Below are 20499 nucleotides of genomic sequence, written 5' to 3' on the forward strand. Positions count from 1 at the left end.
CTTCTCTTTGGTCAGGCTTTCGCCTTACGTTGATGTTCCGATTCCATACTTTTCGGGTTGAGTACGGGAATCTCTCTGGTTTGTTTCGTCTGGTCCCACGTTCTTCCGAGCATTCCCACGCCATACCACCTAACCCCAAATTCATGGCTGCGAAGACACCAGTAGCATGGCCCGCATAAACTCAAAGGTATTCTCGCTGAACCCGGTAAATTGGGGGATGATATTTCCCACGCTTATCCAGAACACCAATAGTCCGAACAATACGGTCAGCGGAAACCCGATCGAGAATATATTCATTTGGGGAGCCGCACGGGTCATAACCCCAAAGGAAATATTGACGATAAATACCGAGGTAACAGCAGGAAGCGCCACCACCAATGCGCCGGCAAACATCCAGCTGATACGGGACGCCAGATACCACCAGCTGAGTCCATCCATCGCCCCTTCCGATATGGGCAGAATAGTGAAGCTTTCAATCAGCGTTTCAAACATCACCAGATGCCCGTTCATGGCAAGAAACAACAGGGTGACCAGCATCAGATAAAACTGGCTCAGTGCCGTCACGGAAATACCGTTGGTTGGATCGACCATTGCCGCAAACCCCAACCCCATCTGCATCGCGAGCATCTGCCCTGCGACCACAAACAGTTGAAACAACATCAATACCGCAAACCCCATCGCCAGGCCGATAAAGACTTGATGGAATATCAAGGTTACCGCCCCCAGACTGAGCGGATCGATCTGGGGCACATCGGGCAAAGCCGGAGCCACCACGATCGTCATCATCAGCGCCAGCAAGAGCCGTATCCTGGCAGGCACGATTTGGGTACCCAATATCGGCGCGGTCATCATAAAGCTGGAAATACGAAACAGCGGCCAGAGATGACTACCGATCATGGCACCGATCTGTTGTTCCGTTAGCTCAAACATGTCTATCTGCCACTACTCACTTATATCGACCCACTAGCCACCTATATCGACCACTAGTCATGCATATCAACCATCAGCCAAGAAGATCCACAGCCACCAGAGCCGGGCGCATGTACCGTTACCCGATAACCATCGGAATATTGGTGATTAACATGTTGGTATAGTCCATGATTTTGTTGAGCATGTAGGGGCCTGCGATAATAATGACAATCAACGTCACCAGCAGTCGCGGCAGGAAACTGAGTGTCTGCTCGTTAATCTGGGTTGCTGCCTGAAAAATACTGACAATCAGACCCACCACCAGACTGGGCGCCACGATCAGCGTCACCAGAGAGACAATCAGCCACAGGGCTTCACGGAAAATATCCAGTACCACTTCGGGAGTCATCGTTATCCCCTCATTTCTTGTATGAACATCAGCTCTTGTATAAACATCAGCATTACACGCCGAAACTGGCAGCCAGGGTTCCCATAATCAGCGCCCAGCCATCTACCAGAACAAACAGCATGATTTTGAAAGGCAACGAGATAATGATCGGTGACAACATCATCATCCCCATGGCCATCAAGACACTTGCCACCACCATGTCGATAATCAGAAAAGGAATAAACACCATAAAACCGATCTGAAAGGCGGTTTTCAGCTCGCTGGTCACAAATGCCGGTAACAGGATTCTGAACGGAACATCTTCCGGATTTGCATATTTGCCTTCTTCCCTGGCAATACGGACAAACAGATTCATGTCGTCCTCACGGGTCTGAGCCAGCATGAACTCACGAAACGGTTCACTGGCAGCCGCCACGGCATCCTGGGCGACCATCTGCTCAGCCAGATAGGGCTGCAACCCGGCTTCATTAGCCTTTTCAAAGACCGGAGACATAATGAAAAACGTCAGAAACAGCGACAGCCCCACCAATATCTGGTTGGAAGGTGTTTGCTGGAGACCCAAGGCCTGACGCAGGATTGCGAAGACAATGACAATTCGGGTGAACGAAGTCACCATCATCATGAAGGCGGGAATAAAGGTCAGCGCTGTCATCAGCGCCAGGACCTGTAGCGTCACGGAATATTCCTGGGTACCGTCGGGATTGGTCACCAGTTTTAAAGCAGGCAACCCCTCAATGGCAGCAGATGCCAGAGTGGGGACCGAACATAAAATCAGGAGTAATGCGGCTTCAAACCACCTATTGCGCACCATTCGCTTCGCCTTCTGCCTCGTTTTCATTACGACGCAAAAGGAACTGCAACTTTCGTGCAAACTCACCGCCAGACTGCGAAAGATCTAGGGGTTCGTCCAATACATACAAGGTGGAAATCTGTTGGGGAGTGATGCCGACAAGAATTTGACGGTCACCTACCTGGACCAGGGCAATGCGTTCACGGGTCCCCACCGGCAACACCGCCACCGTTTTCAGGTTTTGATTCTGTTGCGGTGTCAGGCCGGTAAATCGCTTACTGAACCAAGCGATGCCGAGGATCATCAGCACCACCAGAATCAATGCCCCGAATATCTGCAATATCTGCCCTCCCTCAACACCTGACACCGGTGCGGGAGCTTTTTCTGCCTGCTCCACCGCCATCGCCATTGAGCTGCTCAACAGCAAAATCAGCGAAGCGTAGAGGCTTCTGAACAATGTACTAAGCAAACCTAGCCTCTTAGTTTCTTGATGCGCTCAGTGGGGCTGATAACATCAGTCAAGCGGATGCCGAACTTTTCGTTCACCATCACCACTTCCCCGTGAGCGATGAGTGTTCCGTTCACCAGAACATCCAGTGGTTCGCCCGCCAACCGGTCAAGTTCAATCACTGACCCCTGGTTGAGCTGCAGCAGATTCCGGATGGCGATCTGGGTATTGCCCACTTCCATGGAAATGGTCACCGGGATATCAAGAATGACATCCAGATCCGGTGCTCCAGCCTGCACAGGCGCAGACTCGGTAAAGGATTCCATTGGAGCCTGCCTGACATCATCGTCCGCTTTGGCAGCACTTTGTTCCGCAGCTTCGGCCTCAGCCATTGCCGCCGCCCAATCATCTTCCACGCTTGAACCCTGCTCCTCGTCCTGCTGTTGTTCCAGAGCCGCAGCCCATTCGTCCGCCAACGCCTCATCGTCAGCAGAATCGGCACCGCTCAACTCGTCTTCTTGGTCACGTTTGTCTTCAGCCATTCTGCCTCCTTCATTACACCACCGCTTGTGGAACGCTTGATCTTACCAACGATTTTCAATGCCAGATTCTCGTAGCATTGCCCGACCTTGGCGGTATAGATCGGAACACCGTTAGCCGTGACGGTCACGGTCTCCGGTAATTCCACAGGAATCACATCACCTGCTTTAAGCCTGGACAGCTGCCGCAGGGAAATTTTTTGTTTGACCACCGATGCATTAATGGGAACCTGAGCGTCGAGGATGTCCTGCTGCAAAGCATTAATCCAACGCTCATCCACATCATCCACATCACTTTGCACGCCAGCATCGAGAACTTCCCGGATAGGCTCAATCATGGAGTAAGGTAATGCCACATGCATATCACCACCGCCACCATCGAGTTCAATGTGGAAGGTGCTGACCACCACGACTTCACTGGGACTGACGATATTGGCCATCGCCGGATTCACCTCAGATCCGGTGTATTCAAAATCCACTTTCATGACGGCGTTCCAGGCTTCCTTCATGTCCACAAATATCTGTTCCAACACCATCTGGACGATACGGATTTCCGTTGGGGTAAATTCCCTCCCCTCGATTTTGGCGTGCCGGCCGTCACCACCGAAAAAATTATCCACCAGCTTGAATACCAGTTTGGCATCAAGAATAAACAGGCCGGTACCCCGTAATGGACGAATTTTGACAAGGTTAAGGCTGGTGGGAACATACAGCGTATGAATATATTCACCAAACTTGAGTATCTGGACGCCACCGGAGGCAACATCCGCGCTGCGCCTGAGCAAATTGAAAAGACTGATGCGGGTATAACGGGCAAAACGCTCATTAATCATTTCCAGCGTGGGCATACGACCACGCACGATGCGATCCTGGCTGGTCAGATCGTAGGTCTTGACCCCCGTCGCATCGACCTCTTCCTCGGTATCGATATCACCATCGTCAACACCGTGTAAGAGGGCATCAATCTCGTCTTGTGATAATAAGTCTTGCACCCGTTACTACCTTCTTTTTGCCTTCGTTACGAACTTCTATCCACCCATCTAATGGCCAATAGGCTTTCCGGCTTGATGGGCGGAGCCCGTGTGTCCGAAATCGGCCTTCGAACACGCATATACTTTGCTATTCTACTATGACCTGCCGGCAGGAAGTACAGGCAAGGCCACTACTGTAATACCAGATTGGTATACAACACTTTTTCCACCAGGGTTTCCTGCCCCTGCTGTTGCAGCACTTCGTTGATCACAGCAAGCGACTGATCCTGCAGTTTGATCCTTCCTTCGTTGCTTTGCAGCTCCTCGAAGGGTATGCCGCCGAACACATTCAGCAATTTATTGCGAATCAGCGGAAGGTGAAGCTCCACCGCTTCCATCGCATCATTATCACGCCCCATCAACGTCAGCGAGGCCTGCATGTATCGCTGCCTGCCCCCGACATCGAATGTCACAATAATGGGGGGCTTGATGTCATAGTATATTGCCGGAGCCTTGGTAACCTCAGTTTCCTGCCCTTCAGCCGGAGCCTCGTCACCGTTGCTGCTCCCGGACACCAGATACCATGTTACTCCGACACTGGCCATCACAGCCAACACGAGAACAACCACCACAATGATGATCAGTTTTTTATTGGAACCTCCGGCAGCTGCCGGAGCATTCTCCACCTTACCTGCTTTCGCCATGACTCGACTAACTCACCTTAGCATTATCCAATCACCCACCTGGGGCATTTCCCGGTACCCTTACCGGACCTGAAAGTCTCATGCTAAGTGTAGCCCATTACTTTGATTTATCAGAAAAAACTCACAGCCTCAGGCGCTCGGAATCTCTCTACATGCCGGACTGCCTAGACGTAATAGTCCACTAGCTGATCCAACTCCAGCGTCTGCTCCACCGTTCTGGCGCTCTCTTCTCCGGCCTGGCCATCAGCCAGGGAGATATCCGAACCGCCCTCACTCTGTCCCTCACCTGACTCGGAACCGAATTGCTGCCCCTGTTGGCTGGACACATCAAACTGGGAAAGCTCGATCCCCTGATCCGCCAACATTTCACGCAATCGGTGAACCGTACCTTCCATCAAATCTCTGGTAACCGCATGTTGACTGTGGACCTGGATATGCGCCTGATCTTTGTGGACCTGGATTTTCATTTCAATTGGGCCAAGTTCCGCCGGATTCAAATGAATCTTTGCACTCTGGATATTTTGACTGACCATCCAGGTGACTTTATTGGCCATTCCATCTTTCCATTCCGGATGCTGGATGGATTGCTGTATCGTGGTGATGTAAGGACCGGATGCCGCAGCATCGTTTCTGCCGACACTCATCTGCACGGCCATCTGGCCTGACACCGCACTCTGTGCCGGAAGCTTGATTTGAGCCCCATCAGCCAGCTTTGAGAGAACAGCATCGAGCCCCTGCTGATCCGTAGCTTTGCTCTTTCCTTCTGTTGCACCTTCAGCCGACACCTTCCCAATTAAATCTTTCAGAATTTGTGAAACTTCGGCACCCTTACCGTTATCTGAAGCTTTTGCAGCATCTTTGGAATCACCGGAACCTTTCTGATTCTGCAAAACAGACTGCAGCACTTTAGCAAGCTCTGCTCTGGGATCATCTCCCTCTGTCAAACCGTCAATCTTTCCTTCACCTTTGGCGGAGGTCGAGGCGGCAAGACCGGCAATAAATTCAATCAGCTCATCTTCTGTCGGAGCCGCAGCGTCAGTCGTCGCTTGCTCAGCTGAACTGCCTGTCGCTGATATGTCTACTATCTGCTGTACATTTATCTGTTGTACATTGTCGGCATCCGTTTGCTCCAGATCCTGCTTTGAGTCGGTCTCATGGCCATCTTTCCCTTCAGCAGAACCGGCTTCCGTACTTGCCTTTTTAACCGGCAAAGAATCTCCGCTATCGGAGACCTCACTGGAACTTGCTTCATCATTACGGGAGACCTCGCGCTTATCGTCCTGACGATCAGCGTGGTTCCGGGAAGAAGCCTTACTGCTGGCCTGGGAACTTTTTTCCGAGGCACGATCAGCCGTATCATTCACCCGGTCGTTATAGACTTCCGAGAACGATTTATTCTTTCCTGTCATGGAGTTAAGTGGATCAGGAGCTGTTGACGATTTCTTGCTGGCTCCCGACTTCGGAGCACTGACCAGATCCAGAATAGACGTAGATGCAGGTGCAGCCATAACTACCTCGTTCCAAGCAATTACACCGCAGACTTAAACCTGTCTTGCGGCAATCAGTGAGTTAACATGAGAATATGCACAGAACGGGCCAATAAAATTTACTGGCTGACTAAATGTAATCCTTTAAAAGCACCGACACTTGATCAAACTCCGTTTTGATTTGATCAACAAGCTCAACAGCCTGATTCAACTGACCGCCGTACCCCATCTCCTCTCCCTGCCGGCACAGATCGGATAAATTCGGAAGCCCGAGATTGGTGGCACTTCCCTTCAAGCTATGACAAGCCCGGCCAAACTCTGCCGGATTATCGGTTTCCAGATAAGACTGGATGTCTTCCAGACGTTGCTTTGAGTCATCAATAAACGTGGTGACCAGAAATTCGAACTCTCCTTCCATCATCTCTTTCAAGTCGGAAAGGATCGCATCGTCCAGATGTGTTTCAGTAGTCATTATACAAGCCTTGATTACAGTGCTATTGACGCAACAAACGATCTAACATTCAGCTTGGCTCAGCAGCCTCTGTTCTTGCAGTGCCGGAACCAAACAAACTGTTAGACAACTCAGCCGCAGGCGGTTAACAGTCATTCGTTGAAATATTTTATTGTTTTATACGCCGACCGCTGCCATTTCTATCACCCGGGTGGCTTATGCATTGGTTCATGCGACAGGCTATACGAGCAAAAACCGCAGACGTTCTATCTTTACAAAACAGACCAGCTATACAGAACCGCCCCGCATGATACGGCTCTCATTATACTTGGATTGGCCTCTACAATCGCCATTCATATTCGACTTCCACAATATTGCCCGGTTCAAAATACTCGACTCGCCTGCACAGAGATTTGAGCAGAGCCACTCCTCTGCCTGAATATTGATTCGTGCATGGTTGTGTAGCACGAACCTTTCGCCAGTCAAAGCCTTGGCCGCTGTCTTCTACACGGATGGTTAGTATCCCCCCCTGATGGGTACCATTGTGTGTCAGATTGACCAGCACAGAGGCGTCTTTAAGCTGGGAGCAACGCTGTTCCCGCAACTGATAGTATCTGGCAAATCCTTCAGAACTGTTCTTCAGGGACGAATCCAGTCTCAGTACGCCATGGTCGAGAGCATTGGAGTACAACTCACTGATAATCGTAAATATTTCGCCGTTAAAGCTCCTCATTCCAGGAACTTCCATGACGATTTGCAACAGCAGAGGAATCGGATCGAATCTGGCCAGGGATTCATCCGTCAAGCGGTAGCTCATCTCCCATTTACCCGGCCCCCAGCCACTGGCACTGGAATGTTCACTTTCATGAATACCCAGTTGATCTTCCGGCATCATGGTAATTTCAGCCATGGTAAGGTCATCGCCCGGACCAGAATCTCCGGCAAATGCCAGTACGTCCTGCTGTATCCGGTAGAACAACTCATTGGAGTCGATATACTGCTCCACCAATGCCTGCAGACGCTCCTCACCATAGAACTCATTTTCCGCGTTGGCGGCTTCTATGATGCCGTCCGACCAGACATAAAAGCGATCTCCGTCATGCATTTCATAGCGATCGGTTGAGGCATCAAAAGAATCACTCCCACGAATCCCCAGAGGCAGGTGGCGGGAAGCCACTTTGACTAACTTCCCACCTTGCAACAGAAATCCACTGGGCAGCCCACCACTCCATATCTCAATGGACTTGTCACCAAATTCGATATCAACCATGGTGGCACAACAGAAAAACCCAATCGGCAATATGGTTTTTAGTTTGATGTTGATCTCCCGGAGAATATCCGGCAGCGCATACCCCTTGGTGGTCATCCCGTAAAATATCTCAGCCATTGGCATAGCGCCGATAGCCGCAGGCAACCCATGACCGGTGAAATCCCCCAGCAAAACATGCATACCACCGGAGGGCTTTTGGCAGGCCAGCAGAACATCCCCGTTAAATACCGACAGAGGTGAAAGCAGGTGCCGGATATTCCTGGCTCCGAGGCAACCGACGTGGGCCACGTTGTCGAACACCTTTTTAGCCACTTCCTGCTCTCGCACTAGGTGTTCGTTATGATCCGCGATCTGATCCCGCTGCATTTGCAACGTCCGATGCATGACCCTCATGCGGTTAAAAGCATTGATCTTGGCCTGAAGAATAATCGGATTGTAGGGTTTGGATAGGAAATCATCACCACCGGCTTCGAGACATTTCGCCAGCGATTCCGCATCGCTCAATGAGGTCAGGAAGATAATTGGAACCAGGTCTTCACCGGAAAGTTGCTTGATTTCCTTGGCGGCTTCAAAGCCGTCCATACGTGGCATCAACGCATCCAGAAGAATGATGTCCGGATTCTCGCGGGAGAATTTATCCACGGCATCGACACCATCCACCGCGGTTACCACATGATGCCCCTGCCGTTTGACGATGGCCTGGAGTATAAGACGGTCGGAGTGATTGTCATCGGCAATCAGAATCTTGAGAGAACCTGTGGAGGTATCCTCAGGCTTATAGGGAGACTCCGTGACCACCATGAAGATCTCGTTTAAGGAATGGATACCGGTCGGCTTCTCATTGTTACCCCTCTTGTCATAGTGATCCCCCTTGTAGAGGAACAAATCCAAGAGCAAAGAAACCAACCGGATGTGTTCACGCTGCTAACCTGCCGCGTCCTTACTGAATGACAAACAGTTGCTCAAAATTGGAAATGGTAAGGATCTTCCGAACATCGTTGTTACAGTTCAGAATCTGGATATTGGCACTGTCACCACCTGCATAATCTCTCAGCAGCAGCAACATGCCTAACGCGGAACTATCAAGATAGGTCGTTTCAGCCATATCAATTTTATAATGCTCGTAGGGCCCTTCAGGATTCTCATAAGCATCCCGGAACTCCTGGTGTGAGCTGAAATCAAAGCGGCCTTTGATGCTGATAGTCAGCTCAGACTGATTAGTCGACCTATTAGTCGTAATGGACATGTTTCCTCCTTATCCAGGTGTTTCCTTATCTAAAACAGTTTAAGAAAACTTCTTGAGCATTGCATTTTTCAAGCGCGACCAACGTTCACATTGCAAACACTCTCACTTCCTGGCCGATTATCTGCCGAGATGAAGATTCTGATCGTCTTTATGTTGAATGTCATTAACCTGAATATAGTATCAAGTTACAAAAACTGAGAAATAGACTCGCTGAAACGAACCGACTAACTTCCCATATGCCCGAGAATACTATCGCCGTTAATCCAAATACTCTTCACATTTCTACGAATATTCGGCCGCGGGTACATGGGAGGTTAGTCATACGTTCACCCTAATAATAATCAATAGCTTAAACTCTGCAAATGTCCAATTGATTGCAATTCATTTATATATTTCTGTGAGGTCGTCGATGTGTGGCGTCATCCAGCTGGCGCTGCTCCTTCCGGTCCTCTTCTATCTGCTCTTCGTTCCTGCACCGATCAACGAATTCTTCCATATTTTTTTTCTTTTGATAGACCATCTGCCATTTGCCGGTCTGGACTTCCAGCTTTTGCTTGAGTAACAACGATTGCTGCTGCTGTTGCTCGATAGCAGTTCCCAGGCGACTGATAAAAACATGGAATGTCTGAATATGACGAACAGATTTCACCGAGCTGCTGGTGCTGCGCAAATCCTCCTGATACTGACGCTGATAGGCGATCAATTGCTCAATTTTGGCATCTGATGCGTGCAGCTGGGAACGAATCTGCCCCAACGCCTGACGCTCCTGCTCTTCTTCCCGGTCAATCAGATCAAGCACAATCTTAAGGCGTTGCGAACGTTTCTGAGTTGGCATATCTGCCTGGCCTCCGGATAACTTAAAGCGGCACTTCAACCTATACCAATTTTACCCTCTTGTGGGCTGGGGCGCCTGAGGTGTCTGCTTATCTGCGGGCTTAACTGGTTCAAACAGACGGGCCAATCCGCTAATACAATCATCCAAAGACGCGCTTTCGTGCAAGCCCTGCTGCAGATATTTTCGCATATGGGGAAACCGTTCAATCGCATAGTCGGTTTCCTTGTCGGACCCGGGTACATAGGCTCCGACACTGATCAGATCCCGAGTCTGTTGATAGCGGGCATATAACTGCTTGAACCTTTGTGCCTGTTGAAAGTGATCCGGCTTGGTAACCTGAGGCATTACCCGGCTGATTGACGCTTCAATATCGATCGCAGGATAGTGCCCCTCTTCTGCCAGCCGGCGATTCAGCACGATATGTCCGTCGAGAATAGCCCTGGCCGCATCGGCAATCGGATCCTGCTGATCGTCACCTTCGGTCAATACCGTATAAAACGCCGTAATGGAACCACCTCCCGGTTTGCCGTTGCCAGCCCTTTCCACTAGCTGAGGGAGCTTGGCAAATACTGACGGCGGATAACCTTTGGTCGCCGGGGGCTCGCCAACGGACAGGGCAATTTCCCTCTGAGCCTGGGCGTATCGGGTCAAACTATCCATCAGCAGCAAGACATTCTTGCCCTGGTCGCGATAATACTCGGCAATCCGGGTGGTAAGCACTGCCGCCCGCAAACGCATCAACGGCGAATCATCCGCAGGTGACGCAATGACCACAGAGCGGGACAGGCCTTCATCCCCAAGGATATCCTCGATAAATTCCTTAACCTCACGACCCCGCTCCCCAACGAGACCGACAACCGTAATATCCGCCGTGGTAAAACGTGTCATCATGCCAAGCAGCATACTTTTACCCACGCCACTACCGGCAAACAAGCCGAGGCGCTGGCCGATCCCGACCGATAACAAAGCATTAATGGCCCGAATACCGACATCGAGCTTTTGACGGATGGGAGCCCGATGCAATGGATTGATCGGCTCACCAAACAAATCCACATGGTGGTCGGCCTCAATCGGACCACGCCCGTCCAGAGGCTCTCCCGCTCCGTTCAACACTCGTCCAAGCAGCTTTTGTCCGACCCCGATACGACCCACACCGGACATTGGCCGAACCCGAGCTCCAGGCTGCAGCCCTTCAACAGCCGCCATTGGCATCAGGTAGATCCGCTCCTCAGCAAATCCAACAACTTCCGCTTCAACCATCCGGCCGCCACGCACTTCGATCAGACAACGTTCCCCGAGGGTCATCGGACAGCCGACCGCTTCCAGCGTTAAACCTACAACTCTGGTTAGTCGGCCATTAATTTCAGGGCGAATCTGGGTGGGGACATAATTCTGATATTGCTTCAGCCGGTCAGCCAGGTTCATTGTCCGGATCCTCAGCAGCAGGAGGTACCTGACGATCATCATCGTCCGGCGCTTTGCTTCTATCAAGATGGCTATTGTCGAGATGGCTATTATCAAGATAGTTTCCATCAAGACGGCGATTATCGAGACGATTTTTGTCGAGACCGCCCTTGTCGTGAAGCCCCGCTTGCTGATCAATCCTGTCCTGATCAGTGACTTCGTCGGCCGTCGTCTCCAACAGATCCCGATGGAAATCGCTCATTTCCCCCATTTGATCAGTGTAGTCATGGGAATCGGTACTGACAGTTTCATCACTATGCCGCGACAGCATTTGCTGTATGGCCGCCTGAAATCTTTTTTCAACGGTATAGTCGAGCAATGTATGACGGGTCTCGACCCGGCATCCGCCGGCCATGATCTTAGAGTCCCGCGTGTAGCGATAGGTGTGATCAGCGGGTAAATGCTCCTCCAGATAGTCAACATCGGACGGAGCGACATACACGGTAATCTGTTCTTCTGTGTTCGGCAATGCAGCCAATGCTTCACGAACAACTGCCACGATCTGCGTCGGACCCATGGCCAATTCGCGAAATATTACCGACCGGCTGATGGCCAACACCAGGTTCAGCATGGCCTCTTCCACTTCTTCCTGGTATTCCTGGATTGGCTGCTGCAGCGCATTCATCAACTGACCGAACTGGGTCATCTGACTTTGAATAGCGGCGCTCTTGGCTTTAAGTGCTGCGGCCTCACCCTTGGCCGTTCCCTCTTTCAGGCCTTCCTGACGCCCCTCTTCCAGACCTTTCCGATACCCCTCGTCATGACCCTTCTTCAGTCCCTCTGCCTTCCCCTGTTCAAGCCCTTCCTCATAGGCGGCCTCACGGATACCTTCAAGCTCTGCAGCGGTCGGTGGCTTAGGGGATTTAGCGGAATTCTTTCTGGCATACTCTTCCCCGATGACCGGGAGCTCCCAGCGCTCATACGCAGTCAGCTGCTCGGGGGGAATCTTGGGATCATTTTTCTTCATTTGAATCAACCAGGCCTTGGGGTGCAACAGGAATCAAAGGGTATAACCAGATCCTACTACAGCATTTCTTCACCAGCACCACCAAGCATAATCTCGCCGGCATCAGCCATACGGCGAGCAATAGTGAGAATCTCTTTCTGTGCAGTTTCCACTTCGCTGACTCTGACCGGGCCACGGGCCTCCAAATCATCACGCAGCAATTCTGCTGCCCGTTTGGACATGTTGCGGAACACTTTCTCCTGCAGCTCCTCATCTGCCCCTTTCAGAGCCAGAATCAGGTTATCGGAGGACACTTCTCTGAGCAGGGCCTGAATACCACGATCGTCCACATCTTTCAGATTGTCGAAGACGAACATCAAATCCTCGATCTGGGTTCCCAGGTCGGTATCCATTTCCTTGATGGAATCCATCAGGGGAGCTTCAATGCTACTGTCCATGAAGTTCATGATGTTGGCCGCACATTTCACACCGCCAATTTTACTGGTCTGGGCGGAGGTACCGCCGGAAAACTGACGCTCCAGGATATTATTGAGCTCCTGCAGTGCCTGGGGTTGAACAGTCTCCAGGGCCGCCACCCGCATGATAATGTCCAAGCGGACTTTCTCATCGAAATTGGCCAGGACTTCTGCGGATTGGTCTGCATCCAGATAGGATATGACGATCGCCTGAATCTGCGGATGTTCATACCGGATAATATCGGCCACCGCACGGGATTCCATCCACTTCAACGTATCCAGACCGGTGGTATTGCCCCCCATCAGGATACGGTCAATCAAACCGGAAGCTTTATCTTCTCCCAGCGCCTGGGTCAGCATGGTACGAATATATTCGTCGGCACCAATTCCCAGACCGGTTTGGCCTCCGACCGCCTCCAGGAATTCCGAGGTAACCTGCTCAACTACTTCCTGGGTAACGTTCTGCAATTGCGCCATCTGGGCGCCCACACGCTGAACCTCTTTGGGCCCCATGTGCTTTAAAATCTGTGCAGCATCAGCCTCACCCAGCGACATTAACAGAATCGCTGCGGCTTCCGTCCGGTTAACCTTACGTACCGGCTTTTTCTCGGCTGGTTTCGCTTCATTCATCCGCCATTACCCACTGCCGAACCACCTGGGCTACCCGACCCGGGTCTTCGGCGACTAGACCTTTCAATGCGTTGATCTGTTTCTCATAACTTTCTGACGCTCCCGGAAGCATGAACTCACCGCTGGCGGATAGTCCAACGCTTTCTTCCATCCCGTCCGTATCACCGAGCTTCTGCAATTCTACCAAGCCTTCCTCGTCTCCGGCGAGTGCCAATTCTTTAGCATCAGAACCACCGGAAGACAGGTTCTTCAGTGTAGGACGAATAACACCGAATACCAAAATCAGGATAATCAAAATCGCTGCCGCCCACTTGAGCAACCCTCCAGCCCAAAGTTCCCATATCTGTTGCAGCAGCGTCGCTTCAGGCTCTATGAACTCTATGTCTTCAGCCAGGAATGGTGTATTCACGACGTTCACACTATCCCCTCTTGCCGCGGAATAACCCACGGCATCACGGACCAACACGGTAAGACGGTCAATTTCGGCCTGGGGCCATGGCTGCATGGTAGCAACACCATCTGCACCCGGACGGCGGATATCGTCCACCACCACCGCAACGGTCAAGCGTTTGATCTTGCCTTGGTGATGTTTGATGTAACTGACGGTGCGATCCACTTCGTAATTACGTACTGTCTGTTTACGAACATCGGTTGCCTGGCTTTGCGCCTGCCCCTGAGTCGCCTGGCCAGCTTGCTCTGGCACACTTGTGGTTCCCGGAGGTTGGTTGGACAAGGCACCTGGAACCCCTTGAGGACCAGTACCAGCGATACGCTGCTCACCAATCTCCTGTTCACTGCGTATGGCCTGAAGGTCGGGATTGAACACTTCTTCAGCCTGCTCAATCGCCGTAAAGTCAACATCAGCAGAAACCTCTGCCCGGAAGCGCCCCATCCCCAGAATAGGCTCAAGAATACTGTTAACCCGACGGGTCAGCACTTCCTCCATTTTCCGGGCATATTCAAACTCCCGGGAAGTACGGCGGTCATCCTCACTGAGATTATTCTGTGACAACAAAGTCCCGCGTTGATCCACGACTGTCACATCACTCTGGTCCATTTCAGGCACACTGCTTGACACCAGGTTGACGATGGCCTCGACCTGCGATGCCTGCATGTTCCGGGTACCAATCAATTCAAGAAAAACTGACGCTGAAGGCTTACGCGTGTCCCGCACAAAAACACTCTGCTTGGGAATTGCCAGATGCACCCGGGCACTTTTGACGTTACGCAGGCTGGCAATCGTTCTCGCCAACTCGCCTTCCAGTCCACGGCGATAACGGGTGGACTCCATAAACTGGCTCGTCCCCAGACCGGTATCCTGGTCCAGCAACTCGAATCCAATGGTTTTATCCTGAGTAATGCCGGCAGAGGCCAGCTGCAACCGGGCACGCGGCAGATCCTCGGCTGCAATCAATAAAGCGCCTGACTTGGGCTCAATCTTAAAGGCAATATCGTTCTGGTTAAGAATGCCCGCCACCTCTGTCGCATCGTAGCGACTCATATCGGCGAACAATGGCTGGTAAGCCGGCTCATTGGCCCAGAGAATGATCGCAATCCCCATAGCGATGCTGGCAGCAACCCCCACCATCAGAACCAGTTGACGCAGCAGCGAGAGACGGTTAAACCCCAGCAGGAGATCACTCTTGTTCTCAATTAAATCAGTATCGGCGCCGCCTACGTTGGCCGTCAGGTTGTTGCCAGGTATTTCTGCCGGTACGGATGCCATGGGGAAACCTCAATTACAAACTAGTGTTTATCCTGAAACAGCAATGCAATGATCTGCTATCGCTCTTAAATAGGCATTTTCATAATGTCTTCATACGCCTGAACCACCTTGTTCCGCACCTGGGTCAAGGCCTGAAAGGCGATGGAGGATTTCTGCGACGCGATCATCACTTCGGTCAGATCAGCCTGGGGATCACCTGCCTGATAGGCATTCGCCAGACCGGCAGCATTCTGCTGCAGATCATTTACCTGATTGACCGCCTGTGTCAGCATCTGGTTGAAGTTGGGCGTTTCCCTGGCCGGCTGCACACTACGCACCTCAGCGGGATTGACTTCCGGCTTGATTTTGACGGGCTGCTGCATCTGCGAACGAATGTTTCTGATCTCAGCCAAAACATTGTTGATGTCCACTCGATTATTCATGCCACACTCCTCGTCTTAAGCCCCGTACCGGATTGCTGATCAAGCTATTCAGCTGCGTCAATATTTCGTCGTTTTTGACGCTTAACAGGCTGAAAATAAGCCTCTCCTATTGATTAAGCAGAATCCGTACCAGATATAAGAACGCTTTAAACCGCACGGGCCAGCTGTTCATCGACATCGATACCGCAATCTCTCATTCGAGCGATTTTGTATCTCAGGGTGCGGGGAGAGATTCCCAGCTTCTCCGCCACTCGATTGCGACGACCGCCTTCGCTCTTCAACGTATCCAGGATGATTTGAAATTCCCGCATCTTCATTTCCTGCCCCAAACCACTGGCGTCATCCTCTTCCAGTGACATCCCCTCATCGGAGTTGTCATCGGATCGGACTGACGACATATCGGTGCGAAGCTCATACCCCATCATGGCGGAGTCCAGACCTGCGCCTTCCAGACACAGATCTGCAGCGGTAATCACACCGCTCTGCTGAAGAATCAGCGCTCTCTGCACCGCATTGTCCAGCTCACGAACATTGCCCGGCCAGTCGTGAGACATCAGCACCTTCCTGGCACTGTCATCAAAACGGACAAATGACAACTTCATCTTACGGGCATGATTCGCCAGCAGGTGCCCAGCCAATGGAACAATATCGTCACGACGAGCCCGCAAAGGCTGCCAGGCAATTGGAAATACCGACAGCCGGTAATATAGATCTTCCCGGAACCGGCCTTCCTGAACGTAGGTTTTGAGATCACGGTTCGTGGTGGCTAACACCCGGACATCCAATTGAATACTCTTACGGCCGCCAATCCTCTCCACCTCTCTCTCCTGAAGGACCCGCAACAGTTTAGCCTGCAGTCCCATATCCATTTCCGAGACTTCATCCAGTAACAAAGTACCGCCATTCGCCTGCTCAAATTTCCCCGGCATACTGGCATGCGCACCGGTGAATGCCCCTTTTTCATGACCAAACAGCATGGCTTCCAGCATATTTTCCGGAATCGCAGCACAATTAATGGCAATAAACGGCGCATTTCTGCGAGAGGACTTCTGATGGATGTAGCGGGCCAATACCTCTTTACCGGTACCGCTCTCCCCTGAAATCAGGACAGTGGAATCGGTTCTCGCCACCCGTTGCGCAAGCTGGAATATCCGCTTGCTGTTGATATCCACAGCCACCGGCTCATCTTTCGTTGTTTCACCGCTGATCTTGCCCAGGTATTTTTCCAGAGTGGAGACCAATGCTTCTGATTCAAAAGGCTTCACCATGTAATCCACAGCACCTTTCTGCATGGCAGCCACAGCCTGACTGATCTGACCATAAGCCGTCATCAGCAGAACCGGCACTCCGGGATACTGACGACGGATATCTTCCATCAATTCAAATCCGTTCATACCCGGCATATTCACATCGCTGACCACCATATCGACGGTTTTCTGCTCCAGGACCGCGAGAGCCTCTTTTGCCGAGTCCACTCCGATATAGTCATAGCCATGAATCTCCAGGGTGGTGGTCAAAGCGTCCAACAACTCCAGATCATCTTCCACAATTAATACGGTTGATTTATTCATGGGTTCTCTCCCGGGTATCAAAATTCTTTTTCAATCCTGTTGTCGTTTACGTCGGTCTCACTATTCAACAGACGTCATCTTCACTAGACACCATCGCGGCGACTTACCGGTAACGTCAAAATGGCTCGGGCACCCCGCCCGCTTCCTTTCGACCCGATAAAGAACCTGCCATGATGTGCCTGTGCCACACTGTTGACCACAGCCAGTCCCAGCCCGGTACCGTTTGATTTAGTGGTATAGAAAGCATCCATCAACCGCGCCGCCTGCCCAGGCTCAAAACCGGCACCATTGTCCCTGACTTCAATGGAGGCGAAGCCCTGAACAGGAACACTGAAGTGCACTTCAACTAAGGGATTTTCAGCGGTGGAAAGCGCCTCACAGGCGTTATTGATGAGGTTAAGGAGCGCACCGATCATGGCATCCTTATTACACAGAAGTTCTGCCTCGACACCATCCGTATACCATTGGATAGAAAGGTTTTCCGGGCCTCTTACCGCTTCAGCCGCCTGCTTGGTTTGCTCAAACAGATAAGCCAGCCTGATGCGTTCGGCGATAGGTGAGTCACCTTTGGCAAACACCAACATGTCACGCACCTGCTGTTCCAGATGAGTAAGCCGCGACATCAATTTAGTGGCGCATTTAATTCTTAACGCCGGAGAAATTTCCTCTGACGCCAAATGACCTGCGTACAGCATTGCCGCCGACAGAGGCGTTCTGATCTGGTGGGCCAGAGATGCCACCATTTTCCCCATGGCGGAAAGGCGCTCGTTGCGCGCCAGCTGCGACTGCAGGTTGCGGGTCTCTGTCAGATCAGACAGCAGAATCAATTGACCAAAACCATTTTCCAATGAGCAAGTCTGAATATTCAGACGGCGTCCGTCTTTCAGGGACACTTCATGCCCATCATCCGCTTTGGGAGAAAAGCAACGCTGGATAATATCCACCCAACGCTCACCACTTAAGGGTTCGCCCAACAGCCCCACAGCGGCAGGATTGCAGTCCTGCACAGTCCCCCGGGCATCCAGTACAACCACACCGGCAGGCAGAGCCTTCAGCAGAGTGGATAAACGGTCAGCCAACTTTTCTTTTTCCTCAAACTCCGCCTGTCGGCGGCGACCAAGGATTCTTAATTCATCTGCCAGTACACTGATACGACCGTTCAGTTCCGAGTAGGAACTTGATATCTCATCAGCGATATCATCAAAAAGCGCGACTGCTCTGTCCATTTCCTGCTCAGGAGGCATCCCGGCAGAACTGACGGACATGTTGCCCTTATAGGATTTGAGAGAATGTAGTACTGCAACATTCGACTCGGCCCCATCGGCGGATACTGCTTTTGGTAAACTCATAAGGTTCCCCAACATTTCTGATGATGAATCTTTGACACACAAAGACGCGTTACCTGCAGTCAATCACAGATCGTGCCATCTGAAATATTTTCTTTTTATTCAGCGATATAGGGGCAGCAAAGAATGAGGGGCGGCGGTTTTTTGACGCCAAGAGAGGAGCAAATACAAAAGCTGAGAGTCAGCCAACCGACTGCTGGAAATGAATGGAACTAAGGCTATCGATACCATGAATGCAGAGCATTCACAGAGACCAAGAGCCTTATCGGAAATCACTCGGAAGCATTCAGATTATACTTCCGTACTTTTTCAACCAAAGTGGTCCGCCGAATATGCAAACGCTCTGCGGCTCTGGCCACAACACCTCCGGCTTCATCAAGCGCCTGACGAATAAGATCCTTTTCCAGATTGGCAAGATAGTCTTTCAAATCCAATCCATTCACAGGTAACACGGCAGGACTGTTGAGCCCGACCAGTCCTGGTTCGCCCTGGGGCATATCCCCGAGATCCGCGAGATCTTCCTCGTCATCATCAATATGCCGGAATTTTGCCGGAAGCTCATGGACTCCAACCACCCCATAGGGATTCATGATGGCAAGCCGCTCAACCAGATTGGCCAGTTCACGCACATTGCCCTGCCATTCATGCCGACAAAGACTGAGAATCGCGGCAGAATTAAAGCGGATGGATCCACGCTTCTCCTTCTCCATTCTGGAAATCAGCTCATTGATCAGTAAAGGAACATCCTCCGCTCTCTCTCGGAGAGGAGGCATGTCTATTGGAAAAACATTCAGGCGATAGTACAAATCCTCCCTGAAATCCCCTTTTTCAATCATTTCATCCAGGTTTTTATGAGTGGCGGCAATAATTCTCACATTCGCTTCAATGGTCTTACTACTACCTACCCGCTCAAAAGTACGCTCCTGCAAGACACGCAGAATCTTGACCTGCATGTGCAAGGGCATATCCCCGATCTCATCCAGAAACAGAGTTCCACCCTGCGCAAGCTCAAAGCGCCCTACCCGGGAGGTTATAGCGCCGGTAAAAGCCCCTTTCTCATGACCGAAGAGTTCACTTTCAAGCAGTTCTGCCGGGATGGCACCACAGTTAACGGGAACAAAAGGTTCATTGCGACGATGAGAGTTATAGTGGAGATTCCTGGCGACGACTTCTTTACCGGTTCCGGACTCACCCGTAATCAACACACTGACTTCTTTATCCGCGACCTGGGACATCAATTCACGGACTTTCTGAATACTACGACTGGTACCCACCAGGCTTCTGAACAACAAAATTTCCCTTTGCTGCCCACGACCACGGTTAGCGGCGTACTGATCACGATATACCTGGGCCCGATACAGACAATCCATAAACTTGTTATACAGGGGGGGCATTTCCAATTGGGCGATAATCTTCCGTCGGAATGTTTCATCAAGATCATCCAGATCCGCTTCCCCCAATAACAGGACGGGAAGTCCGGCATCCCACTCGTGAAATTGCGTCAGCAATGATGAAAACTCATTACACTGACTATCAAGGAGAACCACCCCGACCTCTGCACTCTCCTCTGTGTTTTTCGATGTCTCTTCCTGCCAGCCTGCTGCATCACAGGAAAGACAAATCTCACCTAAAAATTCGAGGATAATCTGGATGGCCTGACGGCGTTCCGAATCATTGCTTACCAATAGAACTTTGGTTTCTTTATTCATTGATGTCGTTTTTATTTCCCGGCTTTGCAGGACCATTGAAGGCTGCTGTTTTTATTTCTGGGAATTAAAGTATGAAAATGGAGTTGGGTCAAATAAATGACGCTTCTTCCCGTCCAGGCTGGTCAAAAGGTAGTCGCATTCAAAAAACCG

The 20499-nt window shown here is 51.2% G+C and carries 20 protein-coding genes; all 20 read right to left on the reverse strand.

Annotated features, from left to right (window positions below):
* Positions 1–141: 141 nt before the first annotated feature.
* Complete coding sequence (fliR, locus tag BTA51_RS12925) at positions 142–930, reverse strand: flagellar biosynthetic protein FliR (protein ID WP_094707889.1); 789 nt, start codon at positions 928–930, stop codon at positions 142–144.
* Between the two features lie 118 nt (positions 931–1048).
* Positions 1049–1318, reverse strand: a complete 270-nt coding sequence (fliQ, locus tag BTA51_RS12930) for a flagellar biosynthesis protein FliQ (RefSeq protein ID WP_094707890.1) — start codon at positions 1316–1318, stop codon at positions 1049–1051.
* Between the two features lie 52 nt (positions 1319–1370).
* Complete coding sequence (gene fliP / locus BTA51_RS12935; protein WP_094707891.1) at positions 1371–2129, reverse strand: flagellar type III secretion system pore protein FliP; 759 nt, start codon at positions 2127–2129, stop codon at positions 1371–1373.
* Entirely contained in the window at positions 2116–2577 is a 462-nt protein-coding gene (gene fliO / locus BTA51_RS12940; protein ID WP_246841027.1) for a flagellar biosynthetic protein FliO, read from the reverse strand. The genes fliP and fliO overlap by 14 nt, the downstream gene beginning before the upstream one ends.
* A 2-nt stretch (positions 2578–2579) precedes the next feature.
* The gene (gene fliN, locus BTA51_RS12945) at positions 2580–3098 is read right to left on the reverse strand and encodes a flagellar motor switch protein FliN (RefSeq protein WP_094707892.1); all 519 of its coding nucleotides are present in this window, start codon (positions 3096–3098) and stop codon (positions 2580–2582) included.
* Positions 3062–4087, reverse strand: coding sequence for a flagellar motor switch protein FliM (gene fliM / locus BTA51_RS12950; protein ID WP_094707893.1), 1026 nt, complete (start codon positions 4085–4087; stop codon positions 3062–3064). Before fliM ends, fliN begins: the two co-directional genes overlap by 37 nt.
* 170 nt (positions 4088–4257) lie before the next feature.
* Complete coding sequence (locus BTA51_RS12955) at positions 4258–4770, reverse strand: flagellar basal body-associated FliL family protein (protein ID WP_094707894.1); 513 nt, start codon at positions 4768–4770, stop codon at positions 4258–4260.
* 164 nt (positions 4771–4934) lie between these two features.
* Positions 4935–6278, reverse strand: coding sequence for a flagellar hook-length control protein FliK (locus tag BTA51_RS12960; protein WP_094707895.1), 1344 nt, complete (start codon positions 6276–6278; stop codon positions 4935–4937).
* A gap of 109 nt (positions 6279–6387) precedes the next feature.
* Complete coding sequence (locus BTA51_RS12965; RefSeq protein WP_094707896.1) at positions 6388–6729, reverse strand: Hpt domain-containing protein; 342 nt, start codon at positions 6727–6729, stop codon at positions 6388–6390.
* A gap of 319 nt (positions 6730–7048) precedes the next feature.
* Entirely contained in the window at positions 7049–8875 is a 1827-nt protein-coding gene (locus tag BTA51_RS12970; protein ID WP_246841028.1) for a fused response regulator/phosphatase, read from the reverse strand.
* A 43-nt stretch (positions 8876–8918) separates the two neighbouring features.
* A complete protein-coding gene (locus tag BTA51_RS12975; protein ID WP_094707897.1) occupies positions 8919–9224 on the reverse strand; it encodes an STAS domain-containing protein in 306 nt (101 codons plus the stop codon).
* 385 nt (positions 9225–9609) lie between these two features.
* Entirely contained in the window at positions 9610–10059 is a 450-nt protein-coding gene (fliJ, locus tag BTA51_RS12980) for a flagellar export protein FliJ (RefSeq protein ID WP_094707898.1), read from the reverse strand.
* Between the two features lie 51 nt (positions 10060–10110).
* Complete coding sequence (gene fliI / locus BTA51_RS12985; RefSeq protein WP_094707899.1) at positions 10111–11484, reverse strand: flagellar protein export ATPase FliI; 1374 nt, start codon at positions 11482–11484, stop codon at positions 10111–10113.
* Positions 11471–12490: a flagellar assembly protein FliH gene (locus BTA51_RS12990; protein ID WP_246841029.1), complete on the reverse strand. Its 1020-nt coding sequence runs from the start codon at positions 12488–12490 to the stop codon at positions 11471–11473. Before BTA51_RS12990 ends, fliI begins: the two co-directional genes overlap by 14 nt.
* Positions 12491–12546: 56 nt before the next feature.
* A complete protein-coding gene (gene fliG / locus BTA51_RS12995; RefSeq protein WP_094707900.1) occupies positions 12547–13575 on the reverse strand; it encodes a flagellar motor switch protein FliG in 1029 nt (342 codons plus the stop codon).
* Positions 13568–15301 (reverse strand): flagellar basal-body MS-ring/collar protein FliF, encoded by a 1734-nt coding sequence (gene fliF, locus BTA51_RS13000; RefSeq protein WP_094707901.1) that lies wholly within the window; start codon positions 15299–15301, stop codon positions 13568–13570. Before fliF ends, fliG begins: the two co-directional genes overlap by 8 nt.
* 65 nt (positions 15302–15366) lie before the next feature.
* Positions 15367–15723, reverse strand: a complete 357-nt coding sequence (gene fliE / locus BTA51_RS13005; protein WP_094707902.1) for a flagellar hook-basal body complex protein FliE — start codon at positions 15721–15723, stop codon at positions 15367–15369.
* A gap of 146 nt (positions 15724–15869) precedes the next feature.
* Positions 15870–17294, reverse strand: coding sequence for a sigma-54 dependent transcriptional regulator (locus tag BTA51_RS13010; RefSeq protein WP_094707903.1), 1425 nt, complete (start codon positions 17292–17294; stop codon positions 15870–15872).
* 83 nt (positions 17295–17377) lie between these two features.
* Complete coding sequence (locus tag BTA51_RS13015; protein WP_094707904.1) at positions 17378–18643, reverse strand: PAS domain-containing sensor histidine kinase; 1266 nt, start codon at positions 18641–18643, stop codon at positions 17378–17380.
* Between the two features lie 269 nt (positions 18644–18912).
* A complete protein-coding gene (locus tag BTA51_RS13020) occupies positions 18913–20349 on the reverse strand; it encodes a sigma-54 dependent transcriptional regulator (RefSeq protein WP_094708123.1) in 1437 nt (478 codons plus the stop codon).
* Between the last annotated feature and the right edge of the window lie 150 nt (positions 20350–20499).

Source organism: Hahella sp. CCB-MM4, assembly GCF_002260525.1.
In the GTDB taxonomy this organism is placed as follows: domain Bacteria; phylum Pseudomonadota; class Gammaproteobacteria; order Pseudomonadales; family Oleiphilaceae; genus Hahella.

Coding starts and splice junctions, on each gene's coding strand:
- fliG (WP_094707900.1), bottom strand. CDS start 13,575: ATGAATGAAGCGAAACCAGCCGAGAAAAAGCCGGTACGTAAGGTTAAC.
- BTA51_RS12965 (WP_094707896.1), bottom strand. CDS start 6,729: ATGACTACTGAAACACATCTGGACGATGCGATCCTTTCCGACTTGAAA.
- BTA51_RS12990 (WP_246841029.1), bottom strand. CDS start 12,490: ATGAAGAAAAATGATCCCAAGATTCCCCCCGAGCAGCTGACTGCGTAT.
- fliJ (WP_094707898.1), bottom strand. CDS start 10,059: ATGCCAACTCAGAAACGTTCGCAACGCCTTAAGATTGTGCTTGATCTG.
- BTA51_RS13010 (WP_094707903.1), bottom strand. CDS start 17,294: ATGAATAAATCAACCGTATTAATTGTGGAAGATGATCTGGAGTTGTTG.
- BTA51_RS13020 (WP_094708123.1), bottom strand. CDS start 20,349: ATGAATAAAGAAACCAAAGTTCTATTGGTAAGCAATGATTCGGAACGC.
- BTA51_RS13015 (WP_094707904.1), bottom strand. CDS start 18,643: ATGAGTTTACCAAAAGCAGTATCCGCCGATGGGGCCGAGTCGAATGTT.
- fliP (WP_094707891.1), bottom strand. CDS start 2,129: ATGGTGCGCAATAGGTGGTTTGAAGCCGCATTACTCCTGATTTTATGT.
- fliR (WP_094707889.1), bottom strand. CDS start 930: ATGTTTGAGCTAACGGAACAACAGATCGGTGCCATGATCGGTAGTCAT.
- fliI (WP_094707899.1), bottom strand. CDS start 11,484: ATGAACCTGGCTGACCGGCTGAAGCAATATCAGAATTATGTCCCCACC.
- fliF (WP_094707901.1), bottom strand. CDS start 15,301: ATGGCATCCGTACCGGCAGAAATACCTGGCAACAACCTGACGGCCAAC.
- BTA51_RS12960 (WP_094707895.1), bottom strand. CDS start 6,278: ATGGCTGCACCTGCATCTACGTCTATTCTGGATCTGGTCAGTGCTCCG.
- BTA51_RS12955 (WP_094707894.1), bottom strand. CDS start 4,770: ATGGCGAAAGCAGGTAAGGTGGAGAATGCTCCGGCAGCTGCCGGAGGT.
- fliE (WP_094707902.1), bottom strand. CDS start 15,723: ATGAATAATCGAGTGGACATCAACAATGTTTTGGCTGAGATCAGAAAC.
- BTA51_RS12975 (WP_094707897.1), bottom strand. CDS start 9,224: ATGTCCATTACGACTAATAGGTCGACTAATCAGTCTGAGCTGACTATC.
- fliQ (WP_094707890.1), bottom strand. CDS start 1,318: ATGACTCCCGAAGTGGTACTGGATATTTTCCGTGAAGCCCTGTGGCTG.
- fliN (WP_094707892.1), bottom strand. CDS start 3,098: ATGGCTGAAGACAAACGTGACCAAGAAGACGAGTTGAGCGGTGCCGAT.